The organism is Pseudomonas sp. SDT291_1_S447 (assembly GCF_054070155.1).
In genome coordinates, this window is record NZ_JBSVXS010000048.1 from 18,374 (window position 1) to 38,002 (window position 19,629).

The 19,629-nt window shown below is 60.2% G+C and carries 16 protein-coding genes; 4 read left to right on the forward strand and 12 right to left on the reverse strand.

Going from position 1 to position 19,629, the window contains the following annotated elements:
• Positions 1 to 26: 26 nt before the first annotated feature.
• From ACW9IR_RS16450 to ACW9IR_RS16475, 6 genes are read right to left on the reverse strand one after another with little or no spacing between them, the layout of a single operon-like run.
• Positions 27 to 1,706, reverse strand: a complete 1,680-nt coding sequence (locus tag ACW9IR_RS16450; RefSeq protein WP_457464216.1) for an AMP-binding protein — start codon at positions 1,704 to 1,706, stop codon at positions 27 to 29.
• Positions 1,703 to 2,248, reverse strand: coding sequence for a COG4648 family protein (locus tag ACW9IR_RS16455; protein WP_095120698.1), 546 nt, complete (start codon positions 2,246 to 2,248; stop codon positions 1,703 to 1,705). Before ACW9IR_RS16455 ends, ACW9IR_RS16450 begins: the two co-directional genes overlap by 4 nt.
• Positions 2,245 to 2,499 (reverse strand): acyl carrier protein, encoded by a 255-nt coding sequence (locus tag ACW9IR_RS16460; RefSeq protein ID WP_007909503.1) that lies wholly within the window; start codon positions 2,497 to 2,499, stop codon positions 2,245 to 2,247. The genes ACW9IR_RS16455 and ACW9IR_RS16460 overlap by 4 nt, the downstream gene beginning before the upstream one ends.
• Positions 2,500 to 2,508: 9 nt before the next feature.
• Entirely contained in the window at positions 2,509 to 2,769 is a 261-nt protein-coding gene (locus ACW9IR_RS16465) for a phosphopantetheine-binding protein (protein WP_016983882.1), read from the reverse strand.
• Positions 2,750 to 3,559 carry a lysophospholipid acyltransferase family protein gene (locus tag ACW9IR_RS16470; RefSeq protein WP_457464218.1) on the reverse strand — a complete coding sequence of 270 codons (810 nt, stop codon included), beginning with the start codon at positions 3,557 to 3,559 and terminating at the stop codon, positions 2,750 to 2,752. The genes ACW9IR_RS16465 and ACW9IR_RS16470 overlap by 20 nt, the downstream gene beginning before the upstream one ends.
• On the reverse strand, positions 3,535 to 4,260 hold the full coding sequence (locus ACW9IR_RS16475; protein WP_457464220.1) for a beta-ketoacyl synthase chain length factor: 726 nt from the start codon (positions 4,258 to 4,260) through the stop codon (positions 3,535 to 3,537). The genes ACW9IR_RS16470 and ACW9IR_RS16475 overlap by 25 nt, the downstream gene beginning before the upstream one ends.
• 356 nt (positions 4,261 to 4,616) lie before the next feature.
• Between ACW9IR_RS16475 and ACW9IR_RS16480 the strand changes: the two genes are divergently transcribed.
• Positions 4,617 to 5,387: a ParA family protein gene (locus ACW9IR_RS16480; RefSeq protein ID WP_102899494.1), complete on the forward strand. Its 771-nt coding sequence runs from the start codon at positions 4,617 to 4,619 to the stop codon at positions 5,385 to 5,387.
• Between the two features lie 127 nt (positions 5,388 to 5,514).
• Here the strand turns inward: ACW9IR_RS16480 and trxC are convergent, their stop codons facing one another.
• The 5 genes from trxC to ACW9IR_RS16505 form a co-directional block, all read right to left on the reverse strand.
• A complete protein-coding gene (trxC, locus tag ACW9IR_RS16485) occupies positions 5,515 to 5,949 on the reverse strand; it encodes a thioredoxin TrxC (RefSeq protein WP_110719531.1) in 435 nt (144 codons plus the stop codon).
• A gap of 80 nt (positions 5,950 to 6,029) precedes the next feature.
• Complete coding sequence (selO, locus tag ACW9IR_RS16490; protein ID WP_457464223.1) at positions 6,030 to 7,493, reverse strand: protein adenylyltransferase SelO; 1,464 nt, start codon at positions 7,491 to 7,493, stop codon at positions 6,030 to 6,032.
• Positions 7,494 to 7,541: 48 nt separating this feature from the next.
• Positions 7,542 to 10,895, reverse strand: coding sequence for a mechanosensitive channel MscK (gene mscK, locus ACW9IR_RS16495; protein ID WP_102899491.1), 3,354 nt, complete (start codon positions 10,893 to 10,895; stop codon positions 7,542 to 7,544).
• Positions 10,896 to 10,929: 34 nt separating this feature from the next.
• Complete coding sequence (locus tag ACW9IR_RS16500) at positions 10,930 to 12,672, reverse strand: potassium/proton antiporter (RefSeq protein ID WP_095120691.1); 1,743 nt, start codon at positions 12,670 to 12,672, stop codon at positions 10,930 to 10,932.
• Between the two features lie 321 nt (positions 12,673 to 12,993).
• Positions 12,994 to 14,619 carry a methyl-accepting chemotaxis protein gene (locus ACW9IR_RS16505; protein ID WP_095120690.1) on the reverse strand — a complete coding sequence of 542 codons (1,626 nt, stop codon included), beginning with the start codon at positions 14,617 to 14,619 and terminating at the stop codon, positions 12,994 to 12,996.
• A 279-nt stretch (positions 14,620 to 14,898) separates the two neighbouring features.
• Here ACW9IR_RS16505 and ACW9IR_RS16510 point away from each other — a divergent pair, with 279 nt between their 5' ends.
• The 3 genes from ACW9IR_RS16510 to ACW9IR_RS16520 all read left to right on the forward strand — a co-directional run bounded on the left by ACW9IR_RS16510 (position 14,899) and on the right by ACW9IR_RS16520 (position 17,465).
• Positions 14,899 to 15,129 (forward strand): hypothetical protein, encoded by a 231-nt coding sequence (locus ACW9IR_RS16510; protein ID WP_007909525.1) that lies wholly within the window; start codon positions 14,899 to 14,901, stop codon positions 15,127 to 15,129.
• Positions 15,126 to 15,428, forward strand: coding sequence for a cell division protein ZapA (locus ACW9IR_RS16515; protein ID WP_016987569.1), 303 nt, complete (start codon positions 15,126 to 15,128; stop codon positions 15,426 to 15,428). The genes ACW9IR_RS16510 and ACW9IR_RS16515 overlap by 4 nt, the downstream gene beginning before the upstream one ends.
• A 99-nt stretch (positions 15,429 to 15,527) precedes the next feature.
• Entirely contained in the window at positions 15,528 to 17,465 is a 1,938-nt protein-coding gene (locus tag ACW9IR_RS16520) for a methyl-accepting chemotaxis protein (protein WP_110719534.1), read from the forward strand.
• A gap of 201 nt (positions 17,466 to 17,666) precedes the next feature.
• Here ACW9IR_RS16520 and ACW9IR_RS16525 read toward each other — a convergent pair whose 3' ends face one another.
• Positions 17,667 to 19,469: an acyl-CoA dehydrogenase gene (locus tag ACW9IR_RS16525; protein WP_102899489.1), complete on the reverse strand. Its 1,803-nt coding sequence runs from the start codon at positions 19,467 to 19,469 to the stop codon at positions 17,667 to 17,669.
• Between the last annotated feature and the right edge of the window lie 160 nt (positions 19,470 to 19,629).

A 19,629-nucleotide genomic window follows, 5' to 3' on the forward strand; every position in this document is an offset into this window, starting at 1 on the left:
GATTGAGTGCGCAGCACTCACCAAGGTCAATCATGCTCTACGCCCAAAAGAATCCGCCCACTGGAGCAGGTCGCCGTGTCATTGCGATAGGCAAAATACAACTTGCGCCGCTCCGGGTCGAACCGCAGGTGCAACTGGATTTCATCACCGGGCCGAACCAGTTGCTGGAACTTCAGCACTTCCATCCCGGCAAACGGGCCGGTCAGATTCAGCAACTGCCGCCCAAGGTTCAGCGCCCATTCCACCTGCACCACGCCGGGCAATACCGGGGCTTTAGGGAAGTGGCCGCTGAAATAAGCCAGATCCGGCGGCACGCTCAACTGCAGACTCCATTCACCCTCAGTTTCGACCTGTTCCAACACTTCCGGCGCTTTCGGTCGCGGCGCCATCAACAGCGCTTCAACGTCGGCCTGCGGCAGCTTGCCTTGACTGTTCAAAGGCAATTGCCGCACCAGCCGCCAACGTCGAGGCAAAGCCAAAGCCTCACAGTGTTGGTGCAAATGCTGGCGCAGGGTTTCGGTCAGACTGCGGCGACCATGTTCACGCAGGGCAAACAGACCTGACTCGCTGAGCACCAGCAGCGCACCGAGCGAAGCGCGATTTTCCTGGACTACGCCCAAGCGCGCTTCGTTGACCCAATCGTGAGCAACCAGGGCCTGTTCGAGCATCGGCAGCGAGATGCGTTTCTCTTCGAGTTTGACGATCCGGTCCAGCCGCCCCAACAGTTCGAAACGACCATCGGCGGCGATGCGCGCTGCATCAGCGGTGTGCTCGACGTGTCCGGCAGGCAGGTAAGGTGAAGCAATCAGTAGAGCGCCGTCGTTATCCTGGTTCAATTGGACACCGGCGAACGGTTGCCACAGTTGTTCGCCCTGACGCCAGGCAATGCCACCGGTTTCCGAACTGCCGAGGATTTCCGTCGGCCATTGCTGCAAACGTTGTTGCAGGCTCTGCGCAGCCTCAAGCGGCAACGCGCCACCGGAGGAAAACACCCGGCGCACGGCGCTGAGGGCCGGCCAGTCGAGGTTGTCACCCATGCGTTTGAGCAACGCCGGGCTGGCGATCCAGGCGAAGCACTGATGTTCGCGGCTGGCACGCTGCAAGTCCTCGGGAAACGCCAGTTGCTTGCGCACGAACGGGCGCCCGGCGCACAGCGGCCACAGCACGCGAAACAGCAATCCGTAAATATGTTGAGTAGCGACGCTACCGATGATGCAGGCCTCCCCGAGATCCGCGCCCCACAGTTGCTCCAGCGCTTCGACTTCATTGGCCAGTTGGAGCAGGGTTTTGTCGATGCGCTTGGGCTCGCCGCTGGAGCCGGACGTGCACAGGCTCAGACGGCACTGGTCGAGATCCAGTTCGGCGCCGGGCAACGGCGGATGTTTAAAGTCGCTCAGTTGCGCGTCATCGGCCTGATCCGTCAGCCACAGGTCGACTTCGCCCGACCAGCGCTGGCGGGTTTGCGCTTGCAGATCCGAAGGCAGCAGAACACTCACGCCTGCACGCCATGCGCCCAGCAATGCGATGGCCAGTTCGGCGGCATCTTCCAGGTGCACAGCCATGCGCTTCACGCCTTGAACTTGCAGGCCGGCGGCAACGCTCATCGCCTGTTCGCACAGTTGCGCGTGTTCGAGCGCCGGTGCGTGGCTGATCGCCCGCGCCGGCACAGCCTTGAGCAGCAACTGCTCAAGTTTTATCCAGTTCATGTACGGCCTCTTACCCGTTGTCGTATCAGCCATTCAATGGCAAACATCAGGCCGATCAATCCATAGGAGATCAGGCCGGTGTACAACATCCACCAATTCAGCGGCGCCCACAGGGTCAGGAGGGCGGCGCACAAACCGTTGCAGAAGAAAAACACGCTCCAGGCCACCGTGACCTTGCGCGTATAGCGGATCGCGATGTCCGGTAGCTCTGGCTCACGCAACCGCGCCAGGCGCTCGACCATCGGCGGGCCGTATTTCAGGCTCAGGCTGAACAGCACCAGCATGAAGCCGCTGATCAGCACCGGGTACCAGCGCAGCAACAGCGGGCTGTCGAACAGCGCCAGCAGCAGGCAGAACACAATGGCCACGCCAGCCATCCACAGGCTGCCGGGTTTGCGCTCGCCGGTCAGCGCCCGTGCCAGCCACAGGCTGCCCAGCAGCAGGCCGAACTGCCACGGAGCAAAATGCTCCATGCCGAAATACACCGCAAAGGGGTACAGCAGACCGGCCAGCAGCAGGCCGAGGCCGATCAGTCGGCTCATGCGGCCGGTTGAACGAGACGGTAGACCGCCTCGACCACGTCACCGACCGTGCGCACCGATTTGAACTCTTCGGCGGCGATTTTCTTGCCGGTCTGGCGCTTGATGTGATCGATCAGATCGACTGCGTCGATGCTGTCGATTTCCAGATCCTGGTACAGATTGGATTCCAGGCTGACACGGGCCGGATCCAGTTCGAACAGCTCGACCAAGGCATCGCGCAGGGTGTTGAAAATATCGTCACGAGTTTGCATGGTCCGGTCTCAAGCTGCCTGTTTTGCCGTGACGAACGCCGCAAGGCTCGCCACGTTGGTGAAGTGGTTACGGGTGTCTTTGGCGTCGGCGTCGATCTTGATGCCGTATTTTTTCTGGATCGCCAGACCCAGTTCCAGCGCGTCGACGGAATCCAGACCCAGGCCTTCGCCGAACAGCGTCTGCTCGTCGCCAATGTCGTCGACACTGATGTCTTCGAGGCCGAGGGCGTCGATGATCAGCAGTTTGATGTCACGATTCAGATCGCTCATCTTCGGCGAGCTCCTTAATAAAGTAGGTGTGCAAATAATCGTTGAGCTTGCGCGAGGCTTGCGGGGCTGGCCCCTGCGCGGCGAAGGCTTGTGGGTCTATATCGGCGCCGACGCGAAAACTGAAGTGCACGCGGCGGCTGGGGATCCGATACCAGGGTTCGGCTTTGGTCAGCGTGGTCGGGCTGACCTTGATGATCACCGGCGTGAGGATTTTCGCACCGCGCAGGGCAATCGCTGCGGCGCCCCGATGAAAGGCCGGCGCCTGACCGGGCTGGGTGCGCGTGCCTTCGGGAAAGATGATCAGGGTCTGGCCGTTTTGCAGGGATTGGGCGGCGGCATCGAGCATGTCCATGCTGCCGTCGTTGCTGATGTATTCGGTGCTGCGCAGCGGGCCACGAGTGAAGGGGTTTTCCCACAGGCTTTTCTTCACCACGCAATTGGCCTGGCGCACCAGACCGATCAGGAACACCACGTCGATCAACGACGGGTGATTGGCGATGATCATCTGTCCGGGGCGGCCAAGACGTTCAGCCCCTTGAATGTCATAGGTCAGCACGCCGGTACGGGCCATGAACCGGACGAAAAACCAGAACAGCCGACTGACGGTCTGCCGCGCGCGCTGCCGATGTTTCAGCGCATCACCCGGCAGGCATCCGAGCAGCGGAAACACCAGCACGCGCAGGCACAGTCCGCCCAGCCCGAACAGGGCGAAGCTTGCAGCGGTAGCCAGCAAGCGCCAGTAATAGGCGTCGCGGTTTTTCTCGGTCACGGGTTGCGTTGCCAGGTCCATACGCGATTTTTCCAGGCATGTTGGCAATGGGGTTGCTGGCCGAGCAGGGTTCGCAGCAAGTTGAGCGCGTGCGGCCAGTGCGCTTTTGACCGTGTTTCTGTGGTGCTGTTCAGGGTCAGCCGCCAGTCGGTACCGGGGGTGAGCAAAAGGCCGAGCGCGTAAGGAAACGGCACGTCGTCGATCCACGCCGAATACGCTTCGGGCGGTTGTTCTTCGGTGATCACCAGCAACACCGCCGGGGCGCCTTCATTGAGCAGGGCTGCAGCTTCGAGCATGCCGTGTTCGAGACCGTCGCCGGCAGCGGCGAGGGCAGTCATTTCGCTGGTCTCGCCGCGCATGATCGACCACAGGCCGATAATCGCGTTGTGTACCGACAAACTGAACTGCGTCGGCGACAGGGGCTGTTCGTTGGCCAGATCGGTGAGGATCTCGTAGGTACGCGGGGTTTCGCCGTGGCGCGAGACAAACACCAGCGGCAGATTGTCCCGCCCGTCGGCCAGGGGCCAGCCAACACTGAATGCCATCCGTGCCAATCGACTGAGGCGACGGCGCTGCATGGCCGGCAAAAACGACACATCGGGCGCGGCATCGCTGCTCTGGAGTAAGACCGGTTGTCGGCTCCAGGCCTGCCAGGCGTCCACGCTGTCGAGCCCGGGAGCCCACGCGCGCCATTGGGCGATGTTGAAGTTGATCACGGACATTCATCCCGCCCCTGCGGGCATTTGTTGACGCGTTGAGTGGCCAGAGCTGCGGCAGGCGCGACGTGGCGCTTGGCGCCGGGTGGCGCGCATTATCCCGGTGCGACGAGTGTGTAGCAAATGCTGGTTACATTTTGCGCAACGAAATGTACCGAGTGGTCCGCAAGAAAACTGTCACTTGGCCATTATCCAGATCGTGAGCGGCTTGTCTGTCGGGAATCTCGGCGATCAATGGCGGCGATTGCCCTATCTGTCCGCGGATATTTGCACCTGACTTTGTAGTCCGTGTCCGTGAAGGTAGCGAAGCGAGGTCGAGCGCATCTACACTCGGTCATTCTTTGATACACGGAGGTTTGGTCATGCGGCGCGTGGTGTTCAATCAGAAAGGTGGCGTAGGCAAGTCGAGCATTGCCTGCAATCTGGCGGCCGTCAGCGCGAGCGAGGGTTATCGCACGCTGTTGGTCGATCTCGATGCCCAGGCCAACTCCACTCAGTATCTGACCGGGCTCACCGGCAACGACATCCCGATGGGCATTGCCGACTTCTTCAAGCAGACGCTGTCTTCGGGGCCGTTCTCGAAGAAGAATCAGGCGGATATCTACGAAACGCCGTTCGACAACCTGCACATCATCACCGCGACGGCCGAGCTGGCTGATTTGCAGCCCAAGCTCGAGGCCAAGCACAAGATCAACAAGTTGCGTAAGTTGCTCGATGAGTTGTCCGAGGATTACGACCGGATTTACCTCGATACCCCGCCAGCCTTGAATTTCTATGCAGTATCGGCGTTGATTGCCGCTGATCGGGTATTGATTCCCTTCGACTGCGACAGCTTCTCCCGTCAGGCTCTGTACGGCCTGATCGCGGAAATCGAAGAGCTGAAGGAAGACCACAACGAAGGTCTGGAAGTCGAAGGTATCGTGGTCAACCAGTTTCAGGCCCGGGCGAGCCTGCCGCAGCAGATTCTTGATGAGTTGATTGCCGAAGGTTTGCCGGTATTGCCGGTGTACCTGACCAGTTCGGTGCGCATGCGTGAATCGCACCAGGCCAGCATGCCGCTGATCCACCTCGACCCGCGACATAAGCTGACCCAGCAGTTCGTCGAGTTGCACAATCTGCTCGAAGATCACTGATCTCTTGAGCTACGCAGATCCCCTGTAGGAGTGAGCCTGCTCGCGATAGCTTCCTTTCAGTCACTCAAGTGTTGGCTGACAGGACGCTATCGCGAGCAGGCTCACTCCTACATTGTTTGGCGGTGGGTCAGATACCCTGGCTACGCAGCCACGCCATCAATTGCGGCAGCGGAAACGCACCACTCTGCCGTGCCACTTCCTTGCCGTTCTTGAACAGAATCAGACTCGGAATCGAGCGAATCCCCAACTGCGCCGACAACTGCTGATTCGCCTCGCTGTCGAGTTTGGCCAAGCGGCACTTGCCGGCCAGCTGCGCCGCCGCCTGCTCGAACACCGGCGCAAACGACTTGCACGGCCCGCACCACTCCGCCCAGACATCCACCAGCAACGGCAAATCGCCCTTGATCTGGCTGGCGTAATCGCCTTGCTTGAGTTCGAAGGGATTGCTCAGCAATACGGCGGATTTGCAGCGGCCGCATTTTGGCTGATCCGCAAGGCGCTCGGCGGGGATGCGGTTGAGGCCGTTGCAGGAGGGGCAGGGGATGAGGAGTGGGTTGGTCATATTCGGCTCGTTGGCGTTCAGCGTTTCGTACGACTTATCTGGAGCCGTACGAACTGTTTATCAAGATGAGGCGTTGGCACTCAGGAAGAACAACTGATCTCCAAATGCTTGCCCCACTCCGGCGGCCGCTCGGCATAACCTTCCATCCCCGGCTGCTGTTCAAACGGTTTGCTCAGCACCGCGTGCAGCCGGCGTACCTCCGAGTAATCCCCTTGCTCAGCTGCATCGATGGCTTTTTGCGCCAGATAATTGCGCAGGATGTACAGCGGATTGACCGCGTGCATGCGGATGCGGCGCTGTTCCTGATCGGTGTCACCATCGCGGGCAACCCGGGCGACGTAGCGTTCGCCCCAAGCGTCGAAACCCTTGATGTCGACGAAATCGTCGCGCAAACGGGCGACGGCCTGCTCGGCTGATTCTTCGCCAAGTCGGCGGAAGAACAGGGTGTAATCGACGCCGCTGTTCTGCATCAGTTGCAGCAGGTCTTCAAGCAGCTTCTGGTCATCGTCCTCGGCCGTGGTGAAGCCAAGACGCCGGCGCATCAGGTCAAGGTAATGCGCCTGAAACAATGGCAAATACAAGTCGAGAGTTTCGCGCAGGGCTTCGACGCTGATGAACGGCGTCAGTGCCTGAGCCAATGCACTGAGGTTCCATTGGCCAACCGGCACCTGATTGCTGAACGAGTAGCGCCCCTGATCGTCCGAGTGATTGCAGATGAAGTTGGCGTCGAAATCGTCGAGGAAGGCAAACGGGCCGAAGTCGAAGGTGATGCCGAGGATCGACATGTTGTCGGTGTTCATTACGCCGTGGCAGAAGCCGTAGGCCTGCCATTTGGCGATCAGCTCGGCGTTGCGCTCGACGATTTCATGGAACATCGCCAGATACGGTTCCGGTTGCTCCAGGCACTCGGGGAAGTGCATGGCCAACACGTGCTCGCCCAGCTGCTTTTGCTGCTCGGGGCGTTTGGTGTAGTAGAAATATTCGAAGTGGCCGAAGCGGATATGGCTTGGCGCCAGACGCAGGACCATCGCTGCGCGTTCCTGCTTTTCGCGCCAGACCGGGGTGTCGGAGCCGATCACGCACGCAGCGCGCGACGAAGGGATGTTCAGCGCGTATAGCGCCTCGGAAGCAAGGAACTCGCGGATCGACGAACGCAGCACCGCACGGCCATCGCCCATGCGCGAAAACGGCGTCTGCCCGGCACCCTTCAGGTGCAGGTCCCAATGCTCGCCGGCCGCGTTGTACACCTCGCCGAGCAGCAAGCCACGACCGTCACCCAATTGCGGCGTGTAGCCGCCGAACTGATGCCCGGAATAGACCATTGCCCGCGGTTCGGCATCGGCCCACAGCTTGTGGCCGCCAAACAGTTCGGCAAATTCGTTGGTTTCGGCGGTCGCCGGGTCGAGATCCAGCAAGGCCAGCGCCGCCGGGCTCGCCACGACCAGACGCGGATTGTCGATCGGCTCGGGCAGCACGTGAGCAGAGAACGCATCGCCCAGGCGGGCGAAGCGATTATCGAAGGTCAGTTCGTCGAGGGCTTTCAAGGGCCGGCTCCAGCAGAATGTCCGAGCATTCTGCTGGGATTAGACCGGTTAGTCGAGTTTGGCCGGCGGCGGCTCTTGCAGCGGTTTCTGATCGTCGGCGATCGGCACGATGGTTTTGGTTTCCGGCTCGATCGGCACCATCTTGTATTCCTGACCGTGCAGGTTCTTCAGGTAAACCTCCATCTGGCGGAACGAGATGTTGATGTGCTGCTTCTTGAACTCGCGGTTGATGAAGCGGTTGACCTCATCGAGCACCGGATTGCGGTCACCGAGGTCGCGCACGTGCATGCGCAACTCGTGGTCGAGGGTGCTTTCGCCGAAGTTGAGGAAGTACACATGCGGCTCAGGTTCCTTGAGCACGCGCGGGTTTTCCCGGGCAGCCTTGAGCAGCAGTTCCTTGACCAGATCCAGATCCGAGCCGTAATCGACGCCGAGCTTCAGCGTGACGCGGGTGATGGTGTCGGTCAGCGACCAGTTGATCAGTTGCCCGGTAATAAACGTCTTGTTCGGGACAATGATGTCCTTGCGGTCGAAGTCGGTGATGGTCGTGGCGCGGATGCGGATCTTGCTCACCGTGCCCGACAAGTTGCCGATGGTGATGGTGTCACCGATCCGCACCGGACGTTCGAAGAGGATCATGATGCCGGAGATGAAGTTCGCAAAGATCTCCTGCATGCCGAAACCGAGGCCGACCGACAGCGCCGCCACCAGCCATTGCAACTTGTCCCAGCTGACGCCGAGGGTCGACAGGGTCGAGACGAAGCCGACCCCGGCGATCACGTAGGACAGCAACGTGGTGGTCGCATAAGCGCTGCCCTGAGCCAGATTGAGCTTGGACAGCACGAACACTTCCAGCAGGCCGGGCAAGTTGCGCGCGAGGGCGAAGGTGATGCCGATGATGATCAGCGCGCCGAGCATGTCGCCGATGCTGATCGGCACCATGCTCATGTTGGCGCCGGTGCCGCTGGTGTATTCGTAGAGGGTGATGTTGTCGAGGTACGAGAACACCGAAATCAGGTCCGACCAGACCCAGTACAGCGCGGCAATGAAACCGCCGAGCAGGGCCAGACGGATCAGGCGCAGGGACTGTTCGTTGACCTTTTCGATGTCCAGCGTTGGCTCTTCGATCACCGCTTCGCCGTCGCCGGCTTCTTTCGCTGCCTGACGTTTAGCCAGGGCGCGCTGGTAGGCCAGGCGTCGTGCGGCAACGCTCAGACCACGGACGAATGTTGCTTCGATGACCAGCCAGAACATCAGCAGGTACAGGGTGTTGATCAGACGGTCGCTGAGTTTCAGCGCGGTGTAGTAGTAGCCGAAACATACCGCGACAAAAAGCGCGATCGGCAGCAGGGTGAACATCACGCCGACGGCCTTGCGGAACAGCGAGGCATTTTCGTGGGCCGGGCTGCTGATCAGCAAGCGACTGAGCAGCCATGCCATCAACGCGTAGCAGGTCAGCACCACTGGCATGCCGAGGACGTCGTCGGCGAGCGCCGCCGGTTGTAATTCGGCGACCGCCACCACGGCCACCAGCGCCATGACCACCAGCCCGAGCCGGCGTACCCAGCCCTGAAGGAATTCGACCTGGGGTTTTTCCCAGCGGAAGTGCAATTCGGCCACACCGCCGGGCGCGAGGATTCGATAGGCGGTGTAGAACACCAGCCATGCCTGCCCCATCTGCAGGAGCGCTGCGCCCATGTTGGCGTTCTGGCCGCGCGCGTCGATCTGCAAGGCCAGCCCGCACAAGGCGAGGCCCAGCGCCACCGGCATCGCCAGCAGAATATTGATCAGAATGGCCTGCGGTGTGTGCCACTGGCTGTCGCGCTTGAAATGGCCGATGTCCTGGTGAACCTTGTTCAGGCGACCGTAGAGACTTTTGCGGCGCCACAGCAGTGCGCCGATCAGCAATGCCAGAGGCAGAAACAGCAAGGGGCGCTGGGTCAGGCCGTCGGTCAGCTCGCTCAGGCTGGAGGCCCACGGCAGTGTATCGACCTGGCGTTTCAGACGCTCCGGTACACCCCGCATCCACTCCAGATCCAGCGGCTTGTTGCTGGGAATCCAGAACATTTGCTCATCGAGGGTCGCACGCAGGCTCTGCGCGGTGCTCAGCAGTTGTTTCTGGTTGAGTTGCAGGGTGATCGATTCGTTGAGCATCGAGCTCAGTTCGCGGTTCAGGCGCTCCAGCAGATCAACGCGGGTGTTGGCCAGATCCAGCAGGCTTTTGCGCAACTGCGGGGTGACTTGTTCCGGCGGCTGAGTGGCCAGCAGGGTGTCGACATAGGACGCCGGATTGCTCAACAGTTCACGCTGCTGGCTGACGTCGAACTGATACAGGCGAATGTCGGCGATCTGATCCGCCAGATCACGATCGACCTTGAGTCGTGGCAGAGCTTGCTTCTGTTTGTAGAGAATCTTCGACAGCAGCAGGCTGCCCTTGAGCACGTTGATCTGCTCATCGAGGGCGGCATCGCTCTGGGTCAGGGTGTCGAGTTGCTGCTTGGTCTGCAGGTTCTGCTGGGTGACTTCGTTGAGGCGGTCGGTGCTTTTGAGCAGATAGTCCGAAAGCTTGAGGTTGGCTGAACTCTCAGTGGCGAGCAAGCTGCTGCTGCCGGCCTTCTGCGCTTCGATCGACTGCTGGGTCACGGTTTCCTGCGACTGCGCCAGACGCTTCTGGTTGATCAGGGTTTGCAGTTCCTGGATCTCGCGGTCGAGGCGGTCGGATTTCTCCGAGAGCAGGTCATGCTGGGCGTTGCCCAGATCCTGCAACTGGCTGTTGCCGGCCAACTCCTGGCGGCGCAAAGGGATCAGCGCGTTCAGCGCTGCCAGTTCCGCGTTCAACTGATCGCGTTGCTCGTTGCTGACAGTCTTGCCGGCGTCCTTGCCGGACTTGAGGATGTTGTTGATCTGCTGGATGCGCGTCTGGCTGGCGGAAATTTCCGCCTGGGCGCGCTCGGGACGGGTCTGGGCAGTGATGATCAGACTGTTGGCGTCGGCCAGCGCTTTTTGCAGATCACTTTGCTGGGTCGAGCGATCCGTCAGGATCTGCTCCAGCTGCTGGATCGACTCCTTGGGAAAACGCTGTGCCACCGGCACGACCGCCGTGGCCTTGAGGCGCGTCAGTTCGCGAGTGTTTTCGATCGTCTGCTTCGGCGCCGTGGCCAGCTGCTGTTTGAGGTCGATCAGCTTTTGTGCGTAATCACGCTGATTGTTCAGCTGAGTCAGCGTGCTCTGCAGGGTGGTTTGCAGGGCCTTTTTGTCGGCATCCGGCAGTTTGCTGTCGGCGAGCTTGTCGAGGCTGGCCTGCACGGCGTCGCTGGACGGTGGTTCGGCGGCGTACAGCGGGCCGACAGTGAGACTCAGGCCCAGCAGGGCCGCGGCGAAAAAGGAGCGCAGGGTAGGCATAGAGACCGGTCAAGCAAGTGAGAGTGGACGCAGTTTAGAGGAAGAGCCCGGGGCCCGGGCGACTTCCTTCGGGGAATCTGACGCCCACTTTGCCGATCTTGTTCCCGTCCATGACCGCAACCGTCCAGTGGGTGTTGTTCCATTCCACCTGGTCACCGACGATGGGCGCACCACCGACTTTCTGCGCGATGAAGGCGCCCAGGGTCATGTCCGGATCAATACCCTCGGCCGGCAGGCCATAGAGTGCGGCAACCGCTTTAAGCTGGGCATCTCCTTCGAGTACGAAATCGCCGAAGAAACGCAGATCGAGGCCACGTTGCGGCGCCTGGCTGAACAGTTTTCCGAGGGCGCCGAGGTTGTGTTCATGGCCGATAACACACAGTAAATCATCGACTTCCAGCACCGTACTACCCGACGGATGGAGCAATTGCTGGCCACGAAACAGCGCGGCGATACGTGTGCCTTCGGGCATTTTCAGCTCACGCAGGGGCGAACCGATGCACCATTTCTCTGCGCCGAGCTTATAAACGAACAGCTCCCATTCGCTGGTGACGTGGACTTCCAGCGCCGCGCGGGAAATCGGCGCGGGCTCCGGCGGTACCGTCACCTTCAACAGCTTGGCCACCCACGGCAGGCTCGTGCCCTGCACCAGCAGCGACACCAGCACGATGAAGAACGCGAGGTTGAAGTACAGCTGCGCATTCGGCAGCCCGGCCATCAGCGGGAACACCGCGAGAATGATCGGTACCGCACCGCGCAGGCCAACCCAGGAGATAAAGGCTTTCTCGCGGCCATGAAACGCTTTGAACGGCAGCAGGCCGACCATCACCGACAGCGGTCGCGCAAACAGAATCATCCACAGCGCCAGCCCCAGAGCGGGCAGGGCGATCGGCAGCAAATCGTGCGGCGTCACCAGCAGGCCGAGCACCAGGAACATGCCGATCTGCGCCAGCCATGCCATGCCGTCGAGCATGTGCAGAATGCCGTGACGGCTGCGCACCGGGCGGTTGCCGATCACCAGACCGCACAGATAAACGGCGAGGAAGCCGCTGCCGTGCAAGGCGTTGGTCAGGGCGAACACCACCAGACCGCCGGCGATCACCAGAATCGGATACAGGCCGGCGGCCAGATTGATCCGGTTGACCAGTTGCAACATCAGCCAGCCGCCGCCGAGGCCGATCACGCCGCCGATGCCGAACTCGCGGATCAGGTGGGTCAGCAGGCTCCAGTGCAGGCCGGTCTGGCCGCTGGCGAGCATGTCGATCAGGGTCACGGTGAGAAACACCGCCATCGGGTCGTTGCTGCCGGATTCGATTTCCAGGGTGGCGGTGACCCGTTCGTTCAGGCCTTTGCCGCCGAGCAGCGAGAACACTGCTGCGGCGTCGGTTGAGCCAACGATGGCGCCGATCAGCAGGCCCTGAATCAGATTGAGGTCGAACAGCCATGCCGCTGCCATGCCGGTCAGGCCAGTGGTAATCAACACCCCGACCGTGGCCAGCGATAACGCCGGCCATAGCGCCACGCGGAAACTCGACACCCGCGTGCGCAAACCGCCGTCGAGGAGGATCACCGCCAGTGCGAGGTTGCCGACCAGATAGGCCGTCGGGTAGTTATCGAAAATGATCCCGCCGCCATCGACCCCGGCAGCCATGCCGACAGCGAGGATGATGACCAGAATCGGGATGCCGAGACGGGAAGAAAGTGAGCTGACGAGAATGCTTGCGCCTACCAGCAACGCGCCGATCAAGAACAGGCTGTTGATGGTCGTCGCATTCAAAGGCAGTACTCCAGAAGCGTAAAGACGGGCACAAACTGACCATGCAGTCTGCGTGCCAGCGATTCTAACCTGTTGAAATGTGATGCTGTCAAAAAGGTTTTTCAGTGTGGCATCAGGTTTTGTGTTCGGCGGGCGATTGCGGCCCTCACCCTAGCCCTCTCCCGGAGGGAGAGGGGACCGACCGCGGTGTTTGTGCGAGGTACGCCGACTTGCAATATCGAGCCGAACTCAAAATCTGAAAGGCCCTCAATCTGCTCCCTTTCCCCCTCTCCCTCTGGGAGAGGGCTGGGGTGAGGGTGCTTTTGATCTCGATCTACTAAATTAAAGGCTAAACCGCCCAACCATGTTGTTCAGATCCAGCGCCAACCGCGACAGTTCATTACTCGCCGCACTGGTCTGATTCGCGCCAGTCGCCGATTGCACCGACAAATCACGAATATTCACCAGATTGCGATCCACTTCCCGCGCCACCTGCGCCTGCTCTTCGGCGGCGCTGGCGATCACCAGGTTGCGCTCGTTGATTTCGACGATGGCGGTGTTGATGGTGTCCAGCGACATGCCGGCACCACGGGCGATGTTCAGGGTCGACTCGGCGCGCTCGGTGCTGTTGCGCATCGAATCCACGGCGTGTTCGGTGCCGCTCTGAATGCTGCCGATCATCCGCTCGATTTCGCTGGTCGACTGCTGGGTGCGGTGCGCCAGGGCACGGACTTCATCTGCCACCACCGCAAAACCACGACCCGCTTCACCGGCACGCGCCGCTTCAATCGCTGCGTTCAGGGCCAGCAGGTTGGTCTGATCGGCCAGACCACGAATCACGTCGAGCACCTTGCCGATATCACGGGATTCATTCGCCAGATCACCGATCAGCGAAGCAGTGCTCTGTACATCAGCGCTCATGCGTTCGATGGCGCTGACGGTCTCCTGCACCAGATCGCGACCGTCGCCTGCCGAAGTGGTGGCATTCTTCGAGGCTTCCGAAGTGCTCACGGCGTTGCGCGCGACTTCTTCCACAGCGCTGGTCATCTCGTTGACCGCAGTGGCCGCCTGTTCGATCTCGTTGTTCTGCTGAGTCAGGCCGCGCGCGCTTTCGTCGGTGACGCTGTTCAGTTCTTCAGCCGCCGAAGCCAATTGAGTGGCCGAGCCGGAAATACGCTGCAGGGTGTCACGCAGCTTCGATTGCATCTTGGCCATGGCCGCGAGCAAACGTCCTGCCTCGTCTTCACCGTCAACGTGGATCGGTTGAGTCAGGTTGCCTTCGGCGATGGTTTCCGCAGCTTCCAATGCTTTGGAGATCGGCTTGGTGATGCTCACAGTCAGCAGCCAGGCAAAGAGGAACGTCAGGCCAGTGGCGATCACCAACAGCGTAACCACAAGGTTGAAAGACATCGAAAACTGCTCGCTCGCGCCTTTATCCGTCTCGGCGATTTGCTGAGTGTTGATCTCCAGCAAACGCGCCAGGGCGGTGTTCACCGCTTCCGAGTTGCTCAGCAAGTCCGAGTTGAGCATCTGCCGCAGTTCATCGATCTGATTGTTGCGCGACAGGGTTTTCATCCGGTCTTCAAGCTGACGGTACTGCGCGAGCAACTGCACGTATTGATCATAAGCCGCACGTTCTTGCGGGCCGTCGATCAACGGTTCGTAGGCGCGCTGGGCGTCGGCGATCTGCTTGTTGCGCAACTCGAACAGTTCGACAGTCTTTTGTTGAACGTCCGGTTCACGGTTGATCAGCAACCGATACGACAAAACGCGCAGGCGCAGGGTCAGTTGGGTGAATTCGTCGAGGGCTTTGATGGAAGGCACGCTGGCCGTGGCGATGTCTTCGCCTGCTGCGCGGATTTTGCTCATCTGATTCAGCGCGAACACGCCGAGAATCAGCATCAGGCCGCCGATCAGGGCGAAACCGGTAAACGCCCGTGGGGCGATATTCATATTGCGAAGGGACATGGGGCGGATACCAAGAGAGGGCCGCATCCATGCGGGCTGAGACTGCTGTATGGATGACTTATCGGTCATACGACTAAAGTCTTGAGGCACTGTGCTTATTTGTCGCAGAAGGGCTCGGGCGACGAAGTGCAGGAACCAGATCGGCAGATCACAGTCTTTAAAACTCGCGAGAACGGTCGGCCACCAGGAAAATCAAGGCTTTGCGCCGGTTTAACCCTGGCATCCGTGATGACTTTTCTTTATCGTACGCGCCCTTTGAAAAACGCTTGGAAGATCAAAATGTTGGAAGCATCCCTCAGCCAATTGGAACAGCTCGTCAGCGACCTGGTGCAACAGAACCAGACCCTCGCGCAAACCAACCAGACCCTGTCCACGGAACTGGCCCAGGCCAAGGATGAAAACGAAAGCCTGCAACTGAACCTGATGGAGCAGGAAGAAAAGCACGGCGCCACTGCCGCCCGCATTCAAGCCCTGGTTGATCGCGTCAACGCCGGTCCTGTCAGCGCATGAACCACCACACAGCAGGGGTAAAAGTCGTCTCCATTCTCGGGGAGGACTATTCGATCAAGGCACCGGCCGGGGAAGAACAGACCCTGCTGGACGCGGCCATGATGCTCAAGGCAGCGCTGGATGACACCAAGCGTAAATACCCGACGCTGATCGGTGATCGCTTGCTGGTGTTGGCGGCGATGAATCTGTGCTCGCAGCAGATCGAAATGAAGAAGCAACACCAGGAAGAACTCGACCGTTACCAAGAGCAAGTCAGCGCCACGGTCGACACCATCGCCAAGACCATTAACCAGGGTTGATGGAGCTGCGCACAACCAAAGAATAGATTGTCGACTGAGTTGTATACAATCGGCACGGCTGTTGCATTGTTTCGGCCACTTATTCTTTGGGGGTGCTCCATGCAGTTGTGGCGACGCAGTATTCAATGGCAGCTGATTCTCAGCATGGGCACCGCCCTGCTGGTCAGTATCCTGATCGTGGTTGGCATTTATACCCTGGTGGTCAACCGCCTCGCACAGAGCTATCTGGTCGAACAAGCACTGCCGTCGAGCATCGAAGCGACGCGTAACGATATCGAACGCATCCTTGTGCAACCGCTGACAGCGGCCAAAGACATCGCCAGCAATACGATGGTCCGTGACTGGCTCGCCTCGGGCGAAGACAGCAGCAAAACGGCTGGCTTCGCGCAGTATCTGGAAGGCATCCGCGCCGAACATAAAGCCTTTACCGCTTTGATCATCGGTACCGAATCCAATCACTACATCACCGAAAAAGGTCTGGATCGCACCCTCAGTCGTTCAAAACCGGCTGACGCGTGGTTCTATTCCTTCCTCGACAGCAATCAGCCGCGCACCCTCAATATCGACAACGACGGTGCCACCGGGGAATTGGCGCTGTTCATCGATTTGAAGGTCGAGCAGGCCGGCAAAGTGGTCGGTGTGGCCGGGCTCGGTTTGAGCATGAAAGAGCTGTCGGAGCTGATTCACAACTTCAGCTTTGGCGAGCGCGGCAAGGTCTATCTTGTGCGTTCCGACGGTTTGATCCAGGTGCATCCCGAGGCGCAGTTCAGCGGCAAACGCACCTTGAGCGAGCAGATCGGCGCCAATGCAGCGCAGGCCGTCATGGGCCAGAAAACGGCGATCAGCAGCAGCTTCCAGAGGGATGGCGAAGACTTCCTCGCCTTCAGCCTGCCGTTGCGCGATCTGGGCTGGACTCTGGTGGCCGAAGTGCCGCAGTCGCAGATCTACGCCGAAGCCCGTAAAGCGATGTGGATGAGCGGCGGCATTGGTCTGGCCGTGGCACTGGTGTGCCTCGCGTTGGTGGTGTGGCTGGCGCAAGGTTTGGTGCGGCCGATTCGCCAAGTAACAGCTGCGTTGGTAGCAATCGGTAGCGGTGGGGGAGATTTGACCCACCGGTTAGATTCCAGTCGCGCCGATGAGTTGGGCGACCTCGCGCGCGGCTTCAATCGTTTTCTCGACAGCCAGCGCGGGATGATCGCTGAAGTGCTGACCACCAGCGAGCGTCTGCGTACGGCTGTGGGGCAAGTGGCGAAAGTGGTGGAAAACACTGCCGAGCGTTCCGGCCGTCAGCAGGAAATGACCGACATGGTCGCGACTGCGGTTCACGAGATGGGCCTGACGGTTCAGGAGATTGCGCAGAACGCCGGTAACGCGGCGCTGGCCTCGCAGACCGCGCGGGATGAAGCGATGCAGGCGCGGGAAGTGGTCGGCGGTTCGATCCGGCATATTGAAAGCATGTCGGATGAAATTGGCTTGGCAGCGGGTGCAGTCGGTGAACTGGCACATCAAGTGGCGTCGATCGACTCGGTGTTAGCTGTGATTCGCGGGGTGTCCGAGCAGACCAATCTTTTGGCGCTGAACGCGGCGATCGAAGCGGCGCGCGCCGGCGATATGGGCCGCGGCTTTGCGGTTGTTGCTGATGAAGTGCGTACTTTGGCGCGCAGGACCCAGGCGTCCACCGACGAAATTCAACAGATGATCGGCAGCCTCAAGCAAGGCGCGGAAAACGCCGTTTCGTCGATGCGCACGGGGCAGGCCGCAACTGGCACCGGGGTTGAATCGAGCCAGCGTACCGGGGCATCGTTGACGGCGATTACCGGTCAGGTCGAGCGCATCAGTGACATGAATCATCAGGTGGCGACGGCGACGGAAGAGCAGTCGGCGGTGACGGAAGAGATCAACCGTAATGTGCAGGGGATTTCCGATCTGGCGCGGGCGACGGCGGGGGAGGTGCGGGCTTGTCGTGAGGATTGTCAGATGTTGCAGAGGCTGGCGGATGATTTGGCGCGGCAGATGGGTGGGTTCAAGTTGAGTTGAGTGTTGAGCCAGAAAAGCCCCTCACCCTAACCCTCTCCCGGAGGGAGAGGGGACTGACCGAGGTGTCTTTCGCTATACATCGACCTGAAAACGCCAGTCGATTATGGATTCGGTGAGCTTCTTTCAGGTCGACGGAGTATTCAAGCATCCCCCGTTCGGCCCCCTCTCCCTCCGGGAGAGGGCTGGGGTGAGGGTAGCGTTTCAGAACCACGCATCCTGCATCGCCAGGCACGTATCATCCCGCGCTTCCAGCAACGCCAGTTCATGGTGACAACCCGGCACTTCCCACGTCAGAAAGTACCGCGCCGCCTGCAACTTGCCCTTATAGAAGTCAGCATCCGCCAAATTGCCCTTGGCCAACCCTTCCTCGGCACGAATCGCCTGCTCCAACCAGCGCCAGCCAATCACCGTGTGCCCGAACACCTTCAGGTACAACGCCGAGTTCGCCAGACTGCTATTGACCTTGCCTTGCCCCAGATCAGTCAACAAACCGATGGTCACCGTTTGCAGGCGCGCCACCAGTTTTTCCAGCGGCTCACGCAGTGCGGTCAGCGATTCATGCGCCGTTGCGCGCTCTGCCGTAGTGGCGATCAGTCGAATCAATTGCTTCAATCCCGCGCCGCCGTTCTGCGCCAATTTACGCCCGAGCAAGTCCAGTGACTGAATGCCGTGAGTGCCTTCGTGGATCGGGTTCAAGCGGTTATCGCGGTAATACTGCTCCACCGGGTATTCGCGGGTATAACCGTGGCCGCCAAGAATCTGGATCGCCAGTTCGTTGGCCTTGAGGCAGAACTCCGACGGCCAGGATTTGACGATCGGCGTCAGCAGATCCAGCAATTCATGAGCCTGTTTACGTTCGGCTTCGGACTCAAGCGTGGTGGTGTCGTCGAACAAGCGCGCCGCGTACAGACCGAGATCAAATGCACCTTCGACGTAGGATTTTTGCGTCAAGAGCATGCGTCGTACATCGGCGTGTTGAATGATCGCCACCGGAGCGGTGGTCGGGTCCTTGCTGTCCGGCACTCGGCCCTGCGGCCGCTCGCGGGCGTACTCCAGCGAATACAGGTAACCGGCATAACCGAGCATCACGGCGCCCATGCCGACGCCGATCCGTGCTTCATTCATCATCTGGAACATGTAGCTCAAACCGTGGTGCGGCTTGCCCACCAGATAGCCGACACACTCACCGTTATCGCCGAAGTTCAGCGCTGTGGAGGTGGTACCGCGCCAACCCATCTTGTGGAACAGCCCGGCCAGCAGCACATCGTTACGCTGGCCGAGGCTGCCGTCATCGTTGACCAGAAACTTCGGCACGATGAACAGCGAGATACCTTTAACGCCCGCAGGTGCGTCGGGCAGCTTGGCCAGCACCATGTGCACGATGTTCTCCGACAGCGGGTGATCGCCGCCGGAAATGAAGATCTTGTTGCCCTTCAGGCGATAGGTGCCGTCGGACGCCGGCTCGGCGCGTGTACGAATATCTGACAGCGATGAACCTGCGTGCGGTTCGGTCAAGGCCATGGTTCCGAAAAAACGGCCGTCGATCATGGGCTGCAGGAAGCGCTGTTTCTGCTCGTCGGTGCCAAAACTCTCGATCAGATTCGCCGCGCCCATGGTCAGGAACGGGTAGGACGTCGAAGCCGCGTTGGCTGACTGGAAATGCGCGAAGCAGGCTTGCGACAGCAGTGTAGGAAGCTGCATGCCGCCGGCGTCGAAACTTCTCGCGGCGTTGAGGAATCCGGCTTCAAGGAAGGCATCCACCGCTGGTTTCACTTCAGGAATCAGAATCGCCTGACCGTCTTCGTAGCGCGGCTCGTTCTCGTCGCCCTTGCGGTTGTGCGGCGCGAAGTACTTCTCGGCGATGTTGCGCGCGGTGCCGATGGCGGCGTCGAAGGTTTCGCGATTGTGCTCGGCAAAGCGCTCACGCCGGGTCAGGCCCTCGGCATCAAGGACTTCGTACAGCTCGAAAGCCAGATTGCGGGAACTGAGCAGCGTCTCGGACATAGCGGCCTACCTGAAATTGGGGTTGGGCCGAGTCTAGGCGTGCTGATAAAGGCTGAACAGGATGATTGATGAGAGTGATGCAGAGGTGAGCGCGACACTAATCAAATGTAGGAGTGAGCCTGCTCGCGATAGCGGTCTGTCAGACACATTTATTTTGACT

What these genes read in the sequence shown, in the direction of transcription:
- ACW9IR_RS16450 (WP_457464216.1), bottom strand. Translation starts at nt 1,706, where the DNA reads ATGAACTGGATAAAACTTGAGCAGTTGCTGCTCAAGGCTGTGCCGGCG.
- ACW9IR_RS16455 (WP_095120698.1), bottom strand. Translation starts at nt 2,248, where the DNA reads ATGAGCCGACTGATCGGCCTCGGCCTGCTGCTGGCCGGTCTGCTGTAC.
- ACW9IR_RS16460 (WP_007909503.1), bottom strand. Translation starts at nt 2,499, where the DNA reads ATGCAAACTCGTGACGATATTTTCAACACCCTGCGCGATGCCTTGGTC.
- ACW9IR_RS16465 (WP_016983882.1), bottom strand. Translation starts at nt 2,769, where the DNA reads ATGAGCGATCTGAATCGTGACATCAAACTGCTGATCATCGACGCCCTC.
- ACW9IR_RS16470 (WP_457464218.1), bottom strand. Translation starts at nt 3,559, where the DNA reads ATGGACCTGGCAACGCAACCCGTGACCGAGAAAAACCGCGACGCCTAT.
- ACW9IR_RS16475 (WP_457464220.1), bottom strand. Translation starts at nt 4,260, where the DNA reads ATGTCCGTGATCAACTTCAACATCGCCCAATGGCGCGCGTGGGCTCCC.
- ACW9IR_RS16480 (WP_102899494.1), top strand. Translation starts at nt 4,617, where the DNA reads ATGCGGCGCGTGGTGTTCAATCAGAAAGGTGGCGTAGGCAAGTCGAGC.
- trxC (WP_110719531.1), bottom strand. Translation starts at nt 5,949, where the DNA reads ATGACCAACCCACTCCTCATCCCCTGCCCCTCCTGCAACGGCCTCAAC.
- mscK (WP_102899491.1), bottom strand. Translation starts at nt 10,895, where the DNA reads ATGCCTACCCTGCGCTCCTTTTTCGCCGCGGCCCTGCTGGGCCTGAGT.
- ACW9IR_RS16505 (WP_095120690.1), bottom strand. Translation starts at nt 14,619, where the DNA reads ATGTCCCTTCGCAATATGAATATCGCCCCACGGGCGTTTACCGGTTTC.
- ACW9IR_RS16510 (WP_007909525.1), top strand. Translation starts at nt 14,899, where the DNA reads ATGTTGGAAGCATCCCTCAGCCAATTGGAACAGCTCGTCAGCGACCTG.
- ACW9IR_RS16515 (WP_016987569.1), top strand. Translation starts at nt 15,126, where the DNA reads ATGAACCACCACACAGCAGGGGTAAAAGTCGTCTCCATTCTCGGGGAG.
- ACW9IR_RS16520 (WP_110719534.1), top strand. Translation starts at nt 15,528, where the DNA reads ATGCAGTTGTGGCGACGCAGTATTCAATGGCAGCTGATTCTCAGCATG.
- ACW9IR_RS16525 (WP_102899489.1), bottom strand. Translation starts at nt 19,469, where the DNA reads ATGTCCGAGACGCTGCTCAGTTCCCGCAATCTGGCTTTCGAGCTGTAC.